The organism is Paenimyroides aestuarii, assembly GCF_024628805.1.
Lineage (GTDB): Bacteria > Bacteroidota > Bacteroidia > Flavobacteriales > Flavobacteriaceae > Flavobacterium > Flavobacterium aestuarii_A.
On record NZ_CP102382.1, the window covers coordinates 1817666 to 1835843 of the forward strand.

Below are 18178 nucleotides of genomic sequence, written 5' to 3' on the forward strand. Positions count from 1 at the left end.
ACCAAAGCAAAGATTATAAATTCTATTTCAAAATATTAATTAATGAAAAATTTGGCTTTAACGTTCGCAACGTTGATTGCTGTATGTTTAACCACAGAGGTATCGGCTCAAACAGCTAAAAAAACCACTACTGTGACCACAACATCACAAAAAGCAAAAGAAGAAGCTACAATTGCAAACATTAACAAAAAAATGAACGCAATTGATGATGAGTTAGACAAACCATCAAAAAAAGTTGAAAGAAAGAAGTATTGCTATTTAACGGAACAATTGCTCAATGTGGCAAATGATTATCAGGGAATCAGATACCAATGGGGCGGCATGTCACGCTCGGGTATGGATTGCTCGGGATTTGTTAAATCTGCATTCGATCAGTTCAACATCAACCTTCCAAGAACTTCCAGAGAAATGGCATCGCGCGGTGAGCGTGTGGCAGCTTCAGAAGCAAAACCAGGCGATTTGATCTTCTTTAAAAACGGAGGATCTCGCGTAATAAATCACGTAGGTATCGTAATCGAAGTAAACGGTGATGATATTAAATTCATTCACTCGGCTACTTCAAAAGGTGTTTCTATCAATTCAACAAAAGAAGCCTATTACAGCAGAGGGTTTGTGCAAATAAACCGTGTGTACGACAGACAAGTATTATAGTTAGTTATTTAATATTCAATTTTTCATATCTTTATTTTAATGAATAAAGTAATGAAATATCCAATTTATCCCATTACATTTTCATATGTTAGTGGGATTTTTTGTAGCTTATATACTGGGCTATCGCTTCAGTTTGCCTTGATTTTTGGTGCAATTGCTTTGTTGTTATTTGGGTTCTTTATTTTGATGCAATACAATAAAGGATTCCATAAAAACTATAATTTTTTTACACTTATTGCGGTATGTAACCTTTTTATTGCCTTGGGTTTTGTGTTTCATCGTTTGGCAAATAAGAAAATCGAGGTGCAACAATTAAATGAATCGGAATTTTCTGTAAAAACAATTCGTGTGTTAAAATCGAATACTTATTCGCATCGCATATATGCCGATTTAGTTTCACACCCGCAGCAACCTACTGTATTGGTTACATTTTCCAACAAACAAAAAACGCCAAAAGTGGGTGAAGTTTACAAAATTGTAGGCTCCATAAAAGAAGTGCCATACCCTAGAAATCCCTATGATTTTGATTATAAAAACTATCTGAAACAAAAAAATATTCATTACCAAATAGCTTCTTATTATCCGGCAGTTTTGATAGGAAAGGAGCATTCTGTAATTTCAAAAATTGCCGATTTTAGAAGCCTTTTAATGGAACAGTTTTCCAAGATGGGTTATGCTGATCAAACAAAAGGTTTTGTAGAAGCATTGCTTTTTGGTGTTAAAAATAATTTAGATACCAATTTGCAAAACCAATTCAAAGATTTTGGTATCATGCATATCTTGGCAGTCTCGGGCTTGCATGTGTTTATTTTGTTTTCCACGTTAAACTACGTCTTAAAACAAATGCGCGTTCCAGCAAAGTTAATTGTGCTGGTTTTAGTGTTGTTTTTAATTATGTTTAGTTTCATGGCGGGGCTTGCAGGGTCGGTGGTACGGGCATCGCTTATGTGTATTTTAGTGTTATTTGGTACTGTTTTTGAGCGAAGGGTTATCACTTATAACATTTTAGCAAGCAGTATGCTGTTGATTTTATTGGTAGCGCCTAATTACTTGTTTGATATCGGATTTCAGTTAAGTTATGCGGCTGTTTTCTCAATTGTTTTTTGCTTTCCGGTTATTCAGCGTTTTTTCACATTTAATAACCCCATCATCAATTATTTTACACAGTTAATCGGTATATCTTTGGTGGCACAATTGGGTATTTTGCCCATAAGTGTGTACTATTTTAACCAAGTGCCTATTTTGTTCTTATTGGGCAATTTAATAGCTGTACCAATTGCAACCGCTTTGTTGACCTCGTGGTTTTCGCAATTAATAGTCAGTTTTATTTGGTTGAAATTCGCAAGCTATGGAACTATTGTTTTGGAATTTGTAAGCAATTTGTGTTTTAATACATTGGCTAAACTCAATACTTTATTTCCAATGAAAGCATTCGATGTGCATTTTAGCAGTTTGCAGGCTATAACTGCATTCTTGTTTGTCATGAGCGTTTTTTGGTATTTCCAAAATAAACAAAATCGAAAGATTTTATTGTCTATGTGTTTGCTTATTAGTTTTCAATTAGCAAGTATTCAAAAGGTATATAGGAACAATTCAACAAGTGAATTGGTATTGGTTGCAGATCGAACAAATGTGGTTTTTTTGAATAGATCAGGAACTTGTATAGCACAAATTGGAAATGCTTCACCAATTGCACAATCCAGCATTAAGAACTATTTGCTGCACAATGGAATCAAGCAAAAGAAAACAGACTCATTGTGCAATAGTTTTACAATCAACAACAACAGTTGGCTTATTATTGACAGTTTAGCGGTTTATCCCTCTAAAAAAGTAGATTATTTGGTTTTGCATCAGAACGCCAAAGTAAACATAGAGCGGTTAATTGCTTATACCCAACCAAAACAAGTAATTTTGCACAGCAGTAACTATGGATATTTAAACGAAGAGTATGCTGCGTATTTGAAGAAGATAAAAATCCCTTGCCACGATATGCGCAACAAGGGAAGTTTTAATATCAATTATAACTCAGACAATAACTGATCTGGGGTACGATAACCCAAAATGTCTTTAATTTTTTTTCCGTCTTTATCCAAAATAATCATATCAGGATAAGCTTGAACACCAATAAATTGTGCAAATTCATGCAATCCGTTTCTGGAGTTTTTTCGAGCTTCTTGATAACCTGGGTTCTTAAATAATTTACCCCCAAATTGAATTTCTTCGTTTCCTTCGGCGTTAAATTTTACAGGATTGAACTTTTCGTTGATTGTTTTAGCAACTTTTGGATCGGAAAATGTGTTTTTATCTAACATTTTGCATGGACCACACCACACAGTGTATGCATCGATAAAAATAGGTTTCTTATTTTTTTTCTGTGCAGCCAGAGCATCTTTCATGCTCATCCATTTAATTTCTTGTGCCTGACTTAAAAAACAAGTCATTGTAAATAAAACTAGTAGAATGCTTTTTCTCATTGTTATAATATTTGAATGTAAATATAAAAAAAAATCCGATAGTTCATAAAAACTACCGGATTTGTTATTTTCAAAAAGTGTGCCTATTTCACACCGTGCATTAATTTTTTTAATAGTGGATTTAACGACATCACTATTAATCCTGCTACAATTGGAACAATTGTAAAAATAAGGAAGAAAGTTGATAACGAATATTCTTTAGTGATATTTTCGATTTGACCTCCTAAAATTGCGGCAAGTTTATTACCAATTGCAATTGCTAAGTACCACATACCAAACATAAAGGCAATCATGCGGGCAGGTACCAATTTAGAAACATACGATAAACCTACCGGTGATAAACACAGCTCACCCAATGTATGGAAGAGATAAGCTAAGATTAACCAAATCATTGAAACTTTTACACCTTCTTGAACACCATAGGAACCAAAAGCTAAAAGTCCAAAACCGATTGCCATAACAATTAAGCCCATTCCGTATTTAACAGCTGCAGGTGGGTTGTATTTAGAATCCCATATTTTTGAAATAAATGACGCAAATGCTATGATGAAAAACGAGTTTAGAATTGAGAACCACGAAACGGTTATTTCCACCTGATTGTCTCTTACTTCTTTGATTTCAGCCTGAACAATTTTAGATGTTCTGTTTTTTGAATTGTAATCTGCGCGTATTTTGTTTTCTTGCTCAGTAGTTAAATTTACAAATTTACCACCCGCTTCTTCGTGTACTTTTATTTGATCGCCCACAACATAGGTTTCTTTTGTAGCAATAACAAAAGTTTTTTCTTCAATTACGTCGTTTGGATTTGCTTCATAAGCTTCTGATACAGGAATATATTTGTAAACAAGTGCTCCTTTTTCGTCTTTCTTTTGTTGATTTGTTTTTTCATCAATATCAGCGACTTTTAATGCATTGTATTTAATTTCATAAGCGTGTGATGTCCAATCTTTGTTTAACATCCATCCTGCAACCCCCCAAACACCTAAGAAACAAATGATCAATACAATATTTGACCAAAAAACTCTCTTAATGGTTTGTTTTGCAAGTAGATATAGTACCCATGAAACGATTAATAGTGGTGCAATTGTAAGTATGGTGTTTACAATGTTAAATATCAACGCAGAATTTCCTGACAAGATTCTTTGGGTATTATCACGAGCAAAAAGTACTAATGAAGTAGCTCCTTGTTCAAAACTCATCCAGAAGAAAATTACAAAAAAAGCAAAGATAATTACAGCAATCATACGATCGCGCACCACTTTTGTATATCGTAGCATACGACCAATAACTAAAACTAAGAAAAGGATTAATGCAATTATAATCGCTACATTCTGTCCTGTAAATTTTTCATTAATTTCTAAAGCTTTGAACAAATCGATATTTCCAATCTTAGCAAGTGGGTCGTTAATTGCGTAAAGCAAACCTATAACAGATGTAATTACAATTAAAATTTTATCCCACATAGTGAAAGGATTTCTTTTATCCTCTTCGTTGGTAGAATTTTTAGCATCTTCCTCTGCTTTTAAACGCGCTTCTTTTGATGGTACTTCGCCAATATTTCCGAATAGTGGTTTAGCCAACCAAAATTGTAAAGTACCTAATAACATGAAAATACCTGCTAAACCAAAGCCCCAATGCCAACCAACGTTTTCAGCTAAATATCCACAAAGCATCATTCCAAAAAACGCACCTGCATTTACACCCATATAGAAAATGGTATAAGCGCCGTCTTTCTTTTCAGGGAATGCTTTATACATTTCGGATAGGATAGATGTCATGTTTGGTTTAAAAAATCCGGTACCAATAACTAATAAGCCTAATCCCAAGTATAGTGAAATTTCTGTATCAAATGCCATCGATGCGTGCCCTAATGTCATAATAATTGAGCCGATAACTACAGCCCATCGATAGCCAATGTATTTATCAGCAATAATTCCACCAAAAATTGGGGTAATGTAAAGTAGCATTGCATAGGTACCATATAAAGCACCGGCATTTTCGGCAGACCATTCCCAACCAGGGTTTACCCCAATGATTGCCATTGTTAGGAAATTAATCAATAGAACTCGCATTCCATAAAATGAAAAACGTTCCCACATTTCGGTAAAGAAAAGAACGAATAATCCTGAAGGATGTCCTAAAACTTTCGATTTAAAAAAATCTGGATTAGCTGTTTCTGTTGCCATTAATATTGTTTTATTGTTTTTATTAAAGTCGGAAAGTTACTTAAATTATTTAATTTATTACGCATTCGTAAAAAAAATATGTTTTAGTTTTTAAGTGCTCTTTGACGGTTTTCTAAAGGTTTAATGATGAATCGGTCATAAATTGATAAGGAAACAATTGAAAATAAACCAATTCCTACAATCACCCACCAAATTTTATTGGGGTTGTATGTTTCCCAAAGCATGTTGGTCATGTCCCAATGTGTCATGCCTAACTTTTGTTCTGCCAATGCAAAATATTCGTTTTTAGAAAAAGGAAAGTGTATTTCGCTGACACTTATACTCTTTGATGCCGCTAAATCGGCGAATGATTGTTTCACAACAGCCCAATCAATGGTTTCGGCTTTTAGATGGAAGTGTTTTTCAAAATCGCCAATAGACATGTTTAATGCTCTGGAACCTTCTTCAATAAACTGTTCTTTGGTAACCACTTCGGGCATTTCAATGTTTCGGCCTGCCATTTCTTTTTTCAACAAGGATAATTTATCCGACCATGATTGATACAGACTTCCGGCAATAATTCCTGATAAAAAGTTACTTGCCGCTTGTGGAAGAAAATAAGTACCTTGATACAAACCTTCTTTTCCTTTCGGGGTGATTAAGGCTATAAATGAAGATACGGTTGGGCTGCTCATCATTTCACCCATAGCAAAAATTGCGGTTCCTATAATAGTAAACCAAACGTTCCCAGAGTAAAATGTTAACCCTACACCTATTGTAGCAACAATTGCACCTCTAATCACCGCATTAATGTGACGCATTTTAGTTACAAAATATGAAATTGGAATTTGAAAGAAAATAATCATTAACGCATCCAAATTAGTAAATTGTTCCGGGTTAATTTGTCCGTTGTTTTCATTAACGAACGATTGTTTTAAAAAAGGAATATTTTCAATAATCCAATTACTAATTGCACTTGAATTCACCCAATCATCAATAAAATTAGGTAAAGTATAAAATAATTGGTTAAACATTACCCAAAAACCAACCATTAATAAAAGTAGGATGCTTAAGCGTTTATCCTTTAGTGCTTCTAAAATTCCTTTCAACGAATCACCAATAGCTTTACCTATAGAATCTTTTGGTTTTTCTCTTTTTGGTTCTTTAAATAAAAACAGAACAATTAATAAGTTAATCGTTATTACAATAGCAGCTTGAATAAAAATTATTTTATAACCATATGCATTTCTTAATGTAGAAGACATAAAAGGACCAACAAACCCACCAATATTCACCATCATATAAAAAATTCCAAAACCAATTGTTCCAGTAGATTCATCGGTGTTTCTAGCTACAATTGCAGAGGCAACAGGTTTAAAAAAGGCGGCTCCAATTGCAAGAAATAGAAAAATCATATATACACTCCAATAAGTGTTTACTTCACCCATTAAATAATAACCTAAAATCATTATTACATAGGATATTACTAGAGAAAGTTTATAACCGATTCTATCTGCAATTACACCAAAAAAAATAGGAAGTAAATAAAGAATTGCTGTAACATCTCCAATAATACTTCCTTTCTGGATATGATTAAAGCCTAAACCCTGATCATCTGTAGATCCAACCAAGTACAACCCCAATATATTGAACATTCCATACCAAGCCCAGCGTTCAAAGAGCTCCATATTACTTGCTAACCAAAAGTTTCTATTTAAGGATTTTATGGTTTGAAAAAATGATTTTGAATTATCTGACATAAATTAACAAATTTTTAATCTTACAAATAAAGTGAAATATTTAAAATGATGCACAAAAAAAGCGACTAAAAAAGTCGCTTTTTGAATTAGTAATTAATGTTTTTATTTTAATTGGTGCATTAATCTGCGAATTCATGTTCGTTATCCTCTGCACCGTGGGTTAATTTTTTCAACTTTTTCAAGAAAATGATTAAAAGTAAACCAAATGATACAGTAAAAATAGTAAGCCACATAAACGTTTTGTATTCTTGTGCGCTTTGCTCTTCTTCTAGAACAAATGAAACTTGATAGTCTTTTCCATCTCCTTTATTTTCTAATATTTGGGCTTTATCTTTATCTTTCTCGAAAATAATATTGGCATGGAAAGGATTGTCACTATTGATTTTTTTGTCTTTTAGTGTTTCTAATAATTCATGGGAATTGGTACCTTCATCTGTTGATAGTTCAAATAAATTGTTGATTATTTTTTTTGTTTCGATATCTTTATATATCACTTTACCATTTTCTTGATATACCTCTGCTTTTATATTGAAATTTTTATCTTCATTAATTGGATATTCAAAAATTTTAACAATTTTCTTATCTGTGTTTTTTACTTCAATCGAATCTTTTGAAATAAAAGGAAGAACTTCTTGCTTATTTACAATCATTTTTCCTTTGTACGCTTCTAATTGAGAAGACTCGCCAATGGTTCCGGCTAATTTATTTCCAAATCCTGTGGCTGCAAAATATATACCCATCATTATAGATGCATATTTCAACGGAGCTAATTTAGTGATAAACGAAAGTGCTACGGGCGATGTGCAAAGTTCACCTATGGTGTGAAATAAATATGCCAAAAATATCCAAATCATAGCAGCTTTTCCAAAAGTTTCGGCGCTGGCTTCTTTCGAAGCAAACATCATAAAAATATAACCTAATCCCATGATAATTGTTCCTACCGCCATTTTGAATAAAGAAGAAGACTCTTTGCCTGATTTTTTCCATCGAATCCAAAAACCACCAACAATTGTTCCAAAAATAATGATATATCCAGCGTTTAGTGACTGAAAAACTGCTGCGGGAATTTCTGTTAAACCTCCCAAACTTATGCTTCTATCTACTTTTGCATCGGTATAAAGATTCATTAATCCTCCTGCTTGTTCAAATGCTCCCCAAAATACAACAACTATCAGAAACGATATTAGTAGTACGATTACTCTATCTTTTTCTATTTTGTTTAATGGTCTTTTTGCAGCTAATCTTTCTTCTGCCGAAGCTTCTTTACCACCTGTGAACTCACCAACACCTTTTAAGTATTTTTGCCCCCAGATATAAACAATTTGTCCCAAAAGCATTCCAATTCCTGCTAAGCCAAATCCATAATGCCACCCATAATAATAGGCTACTAAACCAACAGATATACTGGCTAAAAAGGCACCAATGTTTATCCCGATATAGAAAATCGTAAAGCCGCTATCTCTTCTAATATCACCATCTTTATATAATCCTCCGACCATTGTAGAAATGTTTGGCTTTAAACCGCCCACACCTAATATAATTAAAAATAATCCAGTGAAAAAGGCCCAACTTTGAGGTATTGCCAGAACTCCGTGCCCAATGCATAAAAGCAAGCCTCCTAACATTACGGTTTTCTTTTGTCCTAAAAATTTATCAGCAATCCAACCTCCCGGTATCGAAGCTACATAAACCAACATGGTGTACCAGCCATAAAGCCAAATAGCATCTTTATTAGACCAACCTAAACCAGGATCAATCGCGGTGGCAGAAGTTGCCATATAGAGTACTAAAATTCCTCTCATTCCATAATAAGAGAAACGTTCCCACATTTCAGTGAAAAAAAGTACGAATAGTCCTGCTGGATGTCCAAATAGGCTTTTGTGTTCTTTTAATTCTAAATCGTTTGAATTATTCATTATATGTTGCGTTTTGTAATTTTATTTCGTAAAAATAAGTTAAATTTTTTGAACTACAATTTCTCTAATAGGTAATCGGTCATTTTTGTATATAATTGTTCGCGGGTTTTGCCACCATAAATACCGTGGTTTTTATCGGGATAAATCAACCAGTCGAAATTTTTATTCAGATAAACTAATTTGTTGATTAAAAGCATACTGTTTTGCACGTGTACATTATCGTCTGCTGTTCCGTGAATCAATAAAAAATTTCCTTTTAATTTATCGGCATGTGTAATTGGCGAGTTGTTGTCGTAGCCCGATGCATTTTCTTGCGGGGTGGTCATGAAACGTTCTGTGTAAACCGAATCATAAAAGCGCCAAGAGGTAACCGGTGCAACCGCAATGGCGGTTTTAAACACATCGTTTGCTTGAAAAAGCGCATTGCTGCTCATAAATCCACCGAAACTCCAACCCCAAATACCTATTCTGTTGGCATCAACAAACGATTCTTTCGCTAATTGTTTGGCAACATAAATCTGATCTTGAACTTCAAATTTTCCCAATTCTTTCTGCGTTACTTTTTTAAAATCTGCCCCTTTAAAACCGGTTCCACGCCCATCAACACACACCACAATGTAACCTTTTTGGGCAAGCATCATGTGCCAATAATCGTTTAAATCGTGCCATGAATCAGCTACTTCCTGCGAACCCGGTCCTGAATATTGATACATTAATACCGGATATTTCTTTTTAGCATCGAAATTTTTAGGTTTAATCATGTATCCGTTCAACTCATTGCCCACCTCGTTTTTAAAAGTGGTAAATTCTTTTGTAGGCAAATCAAATTTCTTCAACTTGTCTTCTAAAGCCGCATTATTTAAAATTTCTTTGACATTTTTTCCGGTCGATGCATCCACAAGTGTGTAAGAAGGTGCTTTGGTGCTTGACGAATGATTGTTTATAAAATAGTTGAAATCGGGACTAAACGTAGCGCTATTCGTTCCGCTTTGGCTTGATAGTTGTTTTTTGCCCGATCCGTTGAGCTGAATACTGTACACATCGCGTTTTGTAGAACCGTTTTCAACCGATTGGTAGTAAATAGTTTCGTTGCTTTTGTTGTAACCATAGTAGTTGGTTACTTCCCAATTTCCGTTAGTTACTTGCTTTTTCAACGAACCATCGTTATTGTAATGATAAATATGGTTGTACCCGCTTTTTTCGCTCGTCCAAATAAAACTGTTATCATTCAAAAAGGTCAAATTATCAGTAATATCTACATACGCTTTGTCTTTTTCGGTAAGAATGGTCGATGTTTTGCCCGAATTGGCATCAACAAACAATAAATTCAACTGATTTTGATGGCGGTTCAGGGTTTGCACACTTAAAACATTGGCATTGTTGGTGAATTTTATTCGGGGAATATAATAAGCAGTTTCGGCATTTAAAGCTATGTTTTGAGTAGATGCTTTGGAAACATCGTACAAATGCAAGCTTACTTTTGAATTGTTTTCACCTGCTTTTGGATATTTAAAAACTTGTTGCTGCGGATACAAACTTTCGCCATAAACATCCATAGAGAACACAGGCACTTCGCTTTCATCAAAACGAATATATGCCAATTTTGTTCCATCGGCATTCCAATCAAACGCGCGTACAAACGCAAATTCTTCTTCGTAAACCCAATCGGTAATACCGTTTATAATGGTGTTTTTCTCACCGTCTTTGGTAATCTGCGTTGTTTTTTTGGATGCCACATCAAACACATATAAATTGTTTTCAAACGCATAGGCTATTTTCGATCCGTTTTTGTTCAACAAAGGCTCTTGAATAGGATTATCGCTGATTTTTATTAACGATTTTGAAGCAATATCATACAAATAATAGACCGATGTAAACGAATGACGGTAAATAGGAGTGTAGTCCGTTGCAATTAATATTTTATCGTCGGTTTTATTGATGGAATAATCTGAGATTTGATTGATTTCCGGAAAATCGGCAGTAGAAAATAACGTTTGCACTTTTTCCAATGTAGTAAAATCAAACGCATCGATCGTAAACGTACCCGTATTTCGGTTATAATCCAAAACGCTGTATTGGTTTTTGGTATGCAACGTATTTAAAGCGTTTAATTGGTTGGCTCTAAAAGTTCCGTTCCAAATTTGAGCAACTTCTATTTTTTGTTGTGCTTGTATCGTGGTGATTGGTGCTGCGATAATTATAAGCGGCAGTAAAAATTTCTTCATAAATAAAAATGAAAATTAAAAAGGGGAATTTAGGTATTTTTTTTGAGTTTTTTATTTGATTATATTAAATTTAGTAGATTTATGAAAAATTGGATTCATGTATAAAAGACTTTTATTGCTTATTTTTTTGCTTTTAAATATATATGGTTGTGATCAGAATAAAACGAATATTTCTTTTGAAAAAGTCATCTTACATACCGAAATGTGTTTAGGAACTTGTCCTATTTATCATTTGGAAATAAATAATGATAAACAGATTAAGTTATTTGTTGAGGAGTTTTATATTGAACAATCTTTTGAAAAGGATTTATCCAGAATGGGTTATTTTACTGGTAAACTTTCTGAAAAAGAATTTTTATACTTAATTAATTTGTTGGAAGATATTGATTTCAATGAAAATAAAACTATTGAAAATCATTGTTGCGATGGATCTTTAAAAACAATTTCAATTTATTAGAATGGAAAGATTAAGGTGATTGAAACAATGTTTCCTTCCGAAAAAACCATCGAGATAGTTTCTTTTTTAATTGATGTATGCGAAAAGGATGATTTAGTTAGAACAAATGAAAAATTTGAGATTTAATTTTTTCTGTTTTGTAAAATGGTAAAATCATCCGTGCATCTGTGGCAAAAAAATCTCTGGTAAATCAAACATAAAACCCCAACACAAAAAAATGTATCTTTGCAAAAAAAAATCCGCATGAGTATTGTTAATGGTTTTTCTAAACTTACAAAAGAGCAAAAAATAAATTGGCTGGTTGAAACTTATTTTAAGAACGACCAAACGGTGGTTGAATTGTTAAAACAGTATTGGAACAGCAATGAAGAACTGCAAAAACTGCACGATGAGTTTATAGAAAACACCATTACCAATTTTTATCTGCCAATGGGAATTGCGCCCAATTTTGTAATCAATGGTAAAACCTTTGCGGTGCCAATGGTAATCGAAGAAAGTTCGGTGGTTGCAGCGGCAGCAAATGCAGCGAAATTCTGGAGCAAACGCGGTGGTTTTAAAGCAACTGTTTTGTCAACCGAAAAAATTGGCAATGTGCATTTTATGTTTGCTGGTTCAGGCGAGAAATTAGTACAATTTATTGAGAAACTACAACCGCTTTTTAGAACGCGAACAGCAACAATTACCAAAAACATGGAAAAACGCGGCGGTGGTATTTTAAGTATTGAGTTGATTGACAAAACGTTAGAACTTGAAAATTATTACCAGTTACATGCTACGTTTGACACCAAAGACAGTATGGGGGCGAATTTCATCAATTCATGTTTAGAAGAATTTGCCAATGTGTTGCGTGAAGAAGTGTCCAATTTTGATTTGTTTTCTACCGAAGAAAAAGAATCTTTGCAAATTGTAATGTCTATTTTGTCGAACTACGTTCCCAATTGTTTGGTTCGTGCTGAGGTTTCATGTAAAATTGCCGACTTACAATCAAATGAAATAGAGAATCCACAAGAGTTTGCAGAGAAATTTGTGCAGGCAGTGCGCATTGCCGAAATTGAACCATACCGTGCCGTGACCCACAATAAAGGAATTATGAATGGGGTAGATGCGGTGGTTTTGGCAACAGGCAACGATTTTAGAGCGATAGAAGCTGGTGTGCATGCTTTTGCTGCAAAAGATGGAAGATATGCATCGCTTTCTCATGCCGAAATTGTGGGTGACGAATTCCGTTTTTGGATGGATCTTCCGTTGGCGTTGGGAACAGTGGGCGGATTGACAAACTTGCATCCAATAGTAAAATTCGCTTTGCAGTTGTTGGAAAAACCCGATGCCAACGAACTTATGCAAATTATTGCCGTGGCAGGTTTGGCACAGAATTTTGCGGCTGTAAAATCGCTTACAACAACGGGTATTCAAAAAGGACACATGAAAATGCACTTGATGAATATTTTGAATCAGTTGAATGCTTCGGTAGATGAAAAAACGACAGTTTTACAGTATTTCGCAGAAAAAACGGTTTCGCACAGCGCAGTTGTTGATTATATAAATAGTTTGAGAAAGTAAATTTTTTAGATGCAATTTTCTTCATAAATAAGAGACACTATGCTTGAAAGAATTATTATATTTTGTTTCCTAATTCTGTTGACTTGTTGTAAATCGACTGAAAAAGTAGATAAAAATGCACTAGTTCCTAATTATAAAACCACTACCATAATTTATAGGTTTTTATACAATAATGATTACCCGATTGAAATAAGTGAAAAGACATTTTGGATGTATGGAAAAGAAATGCAAGAGTTTGCGATACGCTTAACCCCTAACTTTTATTTTCCTTCTATGGTAAAATCTATAAAATCACTTGAAAAAGTTGATAAACAAACAGGGTTTTATGATTTTGCTTTTGTTCATAAATGTAAGGATACAATTTATGCATCAGAAGATTTACAACATTGGATTATAAAAGAAAATGGTGAATCGTTATATTATAAATATCCTAAGATTGAAACACCATCTACGGATACTTTATTCATCAAAAAACTTTTATATGCAGAACCTTTTGTTAGAGAATGGAAATTATACAATAAAAAATAATCATGGAATTTTACAGCAACGGCAAACTGTTTATTTTAGGCGAATATTATGTGTTGGAAGGCGCAAAGGTTTTTGCATTGCCCACAAAGTTTGGTCAATATCTAAATGTATTTCCATTAAAAAGCAAAACACTAAGCTGGAAAAGTTATGATGCCGATGGCTCGGTTTGGTATAACGATGAAATTGCTGTAAACGATATCATTTCAAACAATCAGTCAAGTGATGATAAAGTTCGAAATACGTTGATTGATATTTTGCATCAGGCACATTTAATGAATCCTATTATATTAGAAAATAACGGTTTTTTGGTCGAAACCAAATTGACTTTTCCACGGAATTGGGGCTTGGGAACATCATCAACCTTAATAAACAATATCGCACAATGGTTTCAGATTGATGCTTTTGAATTGCTACAAAAATCGTTTGGTGGCAGTGGGTTTGATATTGCTTGTGCTCAAAAAAATACACCGGTAACTTATCAAATAGTAAACAATAAACCTATTGTGGATCAGGTACGTTTTAATCCATCGTTTAAAAAGCATATTTATTTTGTGTATCTGAATAAAAAACGCGACAGTAAAGATGCGATTGCAAATTTCAAAAAAAAGCAAAAGAATTTATCAGCAGAAATACAACAGGTTTCGCAAATGACCGATGAATTATTACAAATTCAAGATTTACAGTGGTTCATAGATTTTTTCAAAAAATACGAACAAAACCTGAGTGCCATTTTAGAAACCCCTACCATTCAAAAAGAATTGTTTCCAGATTTTAACGGATTGGTAAAAAGCCTTGGCGGTTGGGGCGGCGATTTTGTGATGGTGGCTTCAGAAGAAAACCCTTCAAAGTATTTTAAAAATAAAGGATACGAAACGATTATTTCTTATAGTGATATGATTTTGGATGGTTAAATTTACACATAAAAACTTGCTTGGATACAATAATAATCAACAAAAACCTCTGGAAAAGAGGTTTATTTAGTTTCGGTATTTTGTAAGACTTCTTCCTTGGCACTTTTTACTTCCTTAAAATGCGTAGGCGCCAAACCAGTAACTTTTTTAAACTGATTGCTTAAATGGCCAACCGAACTATAGTTCATTTTGTAGGCAATTTCGCTCAACGTTAATTCATCATAAACCAGCAATTCCTTTACCTTTTCTATCTTTTGAAGAATGTAATATTGCTCAATAGTTTGCGATTCTTGCGTTGAAAAAAGCGCGCTCAATGTGTGATATTCTGTTTGCAGTTTACTAGCCAAATATTCAGAAAGCGTAATGGTTAAATCGTTCATGTCTTTAGAAACCAACTCAATAATTTGGTTTTTAATGCGTTCAACCGTTTGGCTTTTTTTATCGTCTAAAATTTCAAAACCAAGCGCTACCAATTTTGCTTCAATTCTATTTCTGTCTTCATGAGTGATTGGATCGTGAAATTCCACCAACCCAAGTTCCACATCGTTTACATCGTACCCTAAATCCTCCATTGTTTTTTCAACAGCCATAATGCATCGCGGGCAAACCATGTTTTTAATGCGTAGGATTTTCATAGATTTTTTTACTTTATTGTGATTTTTTCAAATATAATCATAAACCTCTTTATTTAAAAATATTTAGGGTTTATTTCAATTCTAAGTTCAGCTAACAAAAGTACACATTTATTTTTCAGCACAAATATTTACCAATAATTTCACAAAAAATTAATCTGTAAGGTGTACTTTTGAGTAAAAGTTATTAAAATGAAAGTACAAATCTGGTCGGATATTATGTGTCCGTTTTGTTATATAGGAAAGAAAAATTTTGAAGCTGCTTTAGAAAAATTACCTTTTAAAGATGAAGTAGAAGTAGAATGGAAAAGTTATCAGTTAGATCCGGAATTGAGCGAAACATCGGGTTCAAAAACAATTAACGAATACCTTGCCGAACGCAAAAGAATGCCCCTTGCACAGATCGATCAAATGCAAATGCGTATAAAAGACATGGGCAATCAAGTGGGTATTGATTTTAATATAGAAAATGCAATTGTTGCAAATACCTTTCCAGCTCACAAACTGCTTCATTTTGCAGCAAAAAGCAATAAAGCAAACGAAGCGGAAGAATTGTTGTTTCATGCGTATTTTATCGATGGAAAAAATGTTGCAGACAAAAAAGTACTGGTGAATATTGCTGAAGAATTGGGTTTGGATACCGATCAGGCGCAGTATGTTTTAAATTCTGATTCGCTTGATTACGAAGTAAAACAGGATATTTTAGAAGCACGAAATATCGGAGTAACAGGCGTTCCGTTTTTTGTGCTGAATGATAAATATGCCATTTCGGGTGCACAACCTGTCGATGTATTTATGGAAGCTTTAACACAAACATATAATGAAACTAATGTGAATAACTCGTCAGAAGGAAATTCGTGTACAATTGATGGGTGTGAGTAATTTTTATCGGAATAGATTGAGTCCTGAAAATAAAAGTACTTTTGTTTTTACAATAGTTTATCATTTAGTGGCATTGATTTCGTTGTTTGGATTATATCCTAAAGATATATTCTATAATGAATTTGCTGATATTGGTATTTATGTAACAATTCCTATTTCATTTATTAGCTGGGGATTGCGTTTTTCCTCAACGAAAGTAGATTTAATAGTAATTGGTATTCAATTATTTTTTTTCATCTTAAATTTATACATAAATAAAAAAATTGAAAGAAAACAGCGTTACTAATCTTTTAATTTGATTTCAAAAAAACTACTTTTGCAAAGCTTTAAATTATGCAATCATGTACAAATCCATCATTCGTCCACTTTTATTCAATTTTGATCCAGAAAAAGTGCATCATTTTACTTTTTCAATGATAAAAGCCATGCACGCCATTCCGGGTATGAAATCGGTTTTTAAATCGATTTATCAGGTGAACGACAAAAGATTGGAACGAGAAGTTTTTGGATTGAAATTTAAAAATCCGGTTGGTTTGGCTGCTGGATTAGATAAAGATGCAAAAATTTATAATGAATTGGATGCGTTTGGTTTCGGATTTATAGAAATAGGAACCATTACTCCAAAACCGCAAGAAGGAAACCCAAAAAAACGTTTGTTCCGTTTAAAGGAAGATTCTGGGATTATCAACCGAATGGGCTTTAACAACGGCGGAATCGATTTAGCAATTGAACGTTTAAAGCAAAACAAAGGTGTTTTGATTGGTGGGAACATCGGTAAAAATAAAATTACTCCAAACGAAGAAGCGGTAAATGATTACCTAATTTGTTTCGATGCTTTGTATCCGTATGTTGATTATTTCGTTGTGAATGTAAGCTCGCCCAATACACCAAATTTACGTGCGTTGCAAGACAAAGAACCGTTAACGGAATTGTTAGCAACTTTGCAAAGCAAGAATCTTAAGCAACCTAAACAAAAACCAATACTTTTAAAAATCGCTCCCGATTTAACTAACGAGCATTTGTTGGACATTATCGATATTATCAACGATACTAAAATTGCAGGTGTAATTGCAACAAATACTACTATTTCGCGCGATGGATTACAATCTGCAAATAAAGTTGAAGTTGGCGGATTATCAGGTAAACCCTTAGCAAAAAGATCAACCGAAGTAATTCGTTTTCTATCAGAAAAAAGCAATAAATCGTTCCCGATTATCGGAGTTGGTGGAATTCATTCTGCTGCTGATGCGTTGGAGAAATTAGATGCGGGTGCTTCTTTAGTTCAAATTTACACAGGCTTTATTTACGAAGGTCCTGCTTTGATTAAAGAAATCAACCAAGCGATTTTAAAACGCAGATAATGACACTTGAAATCATTATATCGTTCTTTCTTACAAGTTTGGCGTTAACCATTTCGCCGGGACCCGATATAATGTATGTTTTATCAACAAGTTTAGCCAAAGGAAAACAGTTTGGTATTGCAGCCGCAATAGGTTTAAGTTCCGGTTTGCTGTTTCATACCACATTGCTGGCATTTGGAATATCAACCTTAATTGTAGCCATTCCGTGGCTTTTTATCGCCATAAAAGTTTTCGGAACATTGTATTTACTTCGAATTATCTACCTTTTATATAAAGCACCTATCGATCCTATTACAGTTGAAGTTGATAAAACACCAATTTCACGAAGCAACGTATTTCAGCAGGTTCAGCAAGGTTTAATCATGAATATTTTAAACCCGAAAATCATGTTGTTCTTTTTGTCACTATTCCCTTCATTTTTGCATCCCGAATTCGGAAACATCAAAATGCAAGTTTATACATTAGGCAGTATTTTTATGTTGCAAGCATTAATTGTATTCTGTTTAATTGCAGTTTTGAGTGGTTATGTAAGTAAATTCCTAAAAAGAAACACCTACATTCAAGGATATATGAATTACTTTCAGATAGCCGTTTTTATTGCCCTTATTGTATTTATGTGGATTAAATAGGTAAACATTAATTGTTTATTTTTTTGC

16 protein-coding genes are annotated in these 18178 nt (G+C 33.6%); 10 read left to right on the forward strand and 6 right to left on the reverse strand.

Translation table 11 applies throughout. The features are described from left to right. The first annotated feature begins 42 nt into the window (after nucleotides 1-42). Both NPX36_RS08735 and NPX36_RS08740 read left to right on the forward strand, forming a co-directional pair. Nucleotides 43-651: a C40 family peptidase gene (locus NPX36_RS08735; protein WP_257498355.1), complete on the forward strand. Its 609-nt coding sequence runs from the start codon at nucleotides 43-45 to the stop codon at nucleotides 649-651. A 51-nt stretch (nucleotides 652-702) separates the two neighbouring features. After that, nucleotides 703-2691 (forward strand): ComEC/Rec2 family competence protein, encoded by a 1989-nt coding sequence (locus NPX36_RS08740; protein WP_257498356.1) that lies wholly within the window; start codon nucleotides 703-705, stop codon nucleotides 2689-2691. Here the strand turns inward: NPX36_RS08740 and NPX36_RS08745 are convergent. The 5 genes from NPX36_RS08745 to NPX36_RS08765 form a co-directional block, all read right to left on the reverse strand. Further along, nucleotides 2670-3125 carry a thioredoxin family protein gene (locus NPX36_RS08745; RefSeq protein ID WP_257498357.1) on the reverse strand — a complete coding sequence of 152 codons (456 nt, stop codon included), beginning with the start codon at nucleotides 3123-3125 and terminating at the stop codon, nucleotides 2670-2672. The two genes, NPX36_RS08740 and NPX36_RS08745, sit on opposite strands and share 22 nt — an antisense overlap. 83 nt (nucleotides 3126-3208) lie before the next feature. Next, complete coding sequence (locus NPX36_RS08750; protein WP_257498358.1) at nucleotides 3209-5311, reverse strand: peptide MFS transporter; 2103 nt, start codon at nucleotides 5309-5311, stop codon at nucleotides 3209-3211. A gap of 83 nt (nucleotides 5312-5394) precedes the next feature. Continuing rightward, nucleotides 5395-7050 carry an MFS transporter gene (locus NPX36_RS08755; RefSeq protein WP_257498359.1) on the reverse strand — a complete coding sequence of 552 codons (1656 nt, stop codon included), beginning with the start codon at nucleotides 7048-7050 and terminating at the stop codon, nucleotides 5395-5397. Nucleotides 7051-7169: 119 nt separating this feature from the next. Next, nucleotides 7170-8966: a peptide MFS transporter gene (locus tag NPX36_RS08760; RefSeq protein ID WP_257498360.1), complete on the reverse strand. Its 1797-nt coding sequence runs from the start codon at nucleotides 8964-8966 to the stop codon at nucleotides 7170-7172. A gap of 53 nt (nucleotides 8967-9019) precedes the next feature. Further along, nucleotides 9020-11191: a S9 family peptidase gene (locus tag NPX36_RS08765; protein ID WP_257498361.1), complete on the reverse strand. Its 2172-nt coding sequence runs from the start codon at nucleotides 11189-11191 to the stop codon at nucleotides 9020-9022. A gap of 97 nt (nucleotides 11192-11288) precedes the next feature. Between NPX36_RS08765 and NPX36_RS08770 the strand changes: the two genes are divergently transcribed. The 4 genes from NPX36_RS08770 (at nucleotide 11289) to NPX36_RS08785 (ending at nucleotide 14647) form a co-directional block, all read left to right on the forward strand. Further along, a complete protein-coding gene (locus NPX36_RS08770; RefSeq protein ID WP_257498362.1) occupies nucleotides 11289-11648 on the forward strand; it encodes a DUF6438 domain-containing protein in 360 nt (119 codons plus the stop codon). A 225-nt stretch (nucleotides 11649-11873) separates the two neighbouring features. Then, nucleotides 11874-13208 carry a hydroxymethylglutaryl-CoA reductase, degradative gene (locus NPX36_RS08775; RefSeq protein ID WP_257498363.1) on the forward strand — a complete coding sequence of 445 codons (1335 nt, stop codon included), beginning with the start codon at nucleotides 11874-11876 and terminating at the stop codon, nucleotides 13206-13208. 39 nt (nucleotides 13209-13247) lie between these two features. Then, the gene (locus NPX36_RS08780) at nucleotides 13248-13736 is read left to right on the forward strand and encodes a hypothetical protein (protein ID WP_257498364.1); all 489 of its coding nucleotides are present in this window, start codon (nucleotides 13248-13250) and stop codon (nucleotides 13734-13736) included. A gap of 2 nt (nucleotides 13737-13738) precedes the next feature. Next, on the forward strand, nucleotides 13739-14647 hold the full coding sequence (locus NPX36_RS08785) for a GYDIA family GHMP kinase (RefSeq protein ID WP_317618253.1): 909 nt from the start codon (nucleotides 13739-13741) through the stop codon (nucleotides 14645-14647). A gap of 62 nt (nucleotides 14648-14709) precedes the next feature. Here NPX36_RS08785 and NPX36_RS08790 read toward each other — a convergent pair whose 3' ends face one another. Then, the gene (locus NPX36_RS08790) at nucleotides 14710-15282 is read right to left on the reverse strand and encodes a helix-turn-helix domain-containing protein (protein ID WP_257498365.1); all 573 of its coding nucleotides are present in this window, start codon (nucleotides 15280-15282) and stop codon (nucleotides 14710-14712) included. A 189-nt stretch (nucleotides 15283-15471) separates the two neighbouring features. Here NPX36_RS08790 and NPX36_RS08795 point away from each other — a divergent pair, with 189 nt between their 5' ends. Genes NPX36_RS08795 through NPX36_RS08810 form a run of 4 tightly spaced genes read left to right on the forward strand, consistent with a single transcriptional unit; the run spans nucleotide 15472 to nucleotide 18151 of the window. Beyond that, nucleotides 15472-16161, forward strand: coding sequence for a DsbA family oxidoreductase (locus NPX36_RS08795; protein ID WP_257498366.1), 690 nt, complete (start codon nucleotides 15472-15474; stop codon nucleotides 16159-16161). Continuing rightward, entirely contained in the window at nucleotides 16154-16447 is a 294-nt protein-coding gene (locus tag NPX36_RS08800; protein WP_257498367.1) for a hypothetical protein, read from the forward strand. Before NPX36_RS08795 ends, NPX36_RS08800 begins: the two co-directional genes overlap by 8 nt. 55 nt (nucleotides 16448-16502) lie before the next feature. Next, nucleotides 16503-17522 (forward strand): quinone-dependent dihydroorotate dehydrogenase, encoded by a 1020-nt coding sequence (locus tag NPX36_RS08805; RefSeq protein ID WP_257498368.1) that lies wholly within the window; start codon nucleotides 16503-16505, stop codon nucleotides 17520-17522. After that, nucleotides 17522-18151, forward strand: a complete 630-nt coding sequence (locus NPX36_RS08810; RefSeq protein ID WP_257498369.1) for a LysE family translocator — start codon at nucleotides 17522-17524, stop codon at nucleotides 18149-18151. The genes NPX36_RS08805 and NPX36_RS08810 overlap by 1 nt, the downstream gene beginning before the upstream one ends. Nucleotides 18152-18178: the final 27 nt, after the last annotated feature.

What these genes read in the sequence shown, in the direction of transcription:
- NPX36_RS08795 (WP_257498366.1), top strand. Translation starts at nt 15,472, where the DNA reads ATGAAAGTACAAATCTGGTCGGATATTATGTGTCCGTTTTGTTATATA.
- NPX36_RS08750 (WP_257498358.1), bottom strand. Translation starts at nt 5,311, where the DNA reads ATGGCAACAGAAACAGCTAATCCAGATTTTTTTAAATCGAAAGTTTTA.
- NPX36_RS08810 (WP_257498369.1), top strand. Translation starts at nt 17,522, where the DNA reads ATGACACTTGAAATCATTATATCGTTCTTTCTTACAAGTTTGGCGTTA.
- NPX36_RS08790 (WP_257498365.1), bottom strand. Translation starts at nt 15,282, where the DNA reads ATGAAAATCCTACGCATTAAAAACATGGTTTGCCCGCGATGCATTATG.
- NPX36_RS08780 (WP_257498364.1), top strand. Translation starts at nt 13,248, where the DNA reads ATGCTTGAAAGAATTATTATATTTTGTTTCCTAATTCTGTTGACTTGT.
- NPX36_RS08735 (WP_257498355.1), top strand. Translation starts at nt 43, where the DNA reads ATGAAAAATTTGGCTTTAACGTTCGCAACGTTGATTGCTGTATGTTTA.
- NPX36_RS08740 (WP_257498356.1), top strand. Translation starts at nt 703, where the DNA reads ATGAAATATCCAATTTATCCCATTACATTTTCATATGTTAGTGGGATT.
- NPX36_RS08765 (WP_257498361.1), bottom strand. Translation starts at nt 11,191, where the DNA reads ATGAAGAAATTTTTACTGCCGCTTATAATTATCGCAGCACCAATCACC.
- NPX36_RS08760 (WP_257498360.1), bottom strand. Translation starts at nt 8,966, where the DNA reads ATGAATAATTCAAACGATTTAGAATTAAAAGAACACAAAAGCCTATTT.
- NPX36_RS08755 (WP_257498359.1), bottom strand. Translation starts at nt 7,050, where the DNA reads ATGTCAGATAATTCAAAATCATTTTTTCAAACCATAAAATCCTTAAAT.
- NPX36_RS08805 (WP_257498368.1), top strand. Translation starts at nt 16,503, where the DNA reads ATGTACAAATCCATCATTCGTCCACTTTTATTCAATTTTGATCCAGAA.
- NPX36_RS08745 (WP_257498357.1), bottom strand. Translation starts at nt 3,125, where the DNA reads ATGAGAAAAAGCATTCTACTAGTTTTATTTACAATGACTTGTTTTTTA.
- NPX36_RS08770 (WP_257498362.1), top strand. Translation starts at nt 11,289, where the DNA reads ATGTATAAAAGACTTTTATTGCTTATTTTTTTGCTTTTAAATATATAT.
- NPX36_RS08785 (WP_317618253.1), top strand. Translation starts at nt 13,739, where the DNA reads ATGGAATTTTACAGCAACGGCAAACTGTTTATTTTAGGCGAATATTAT.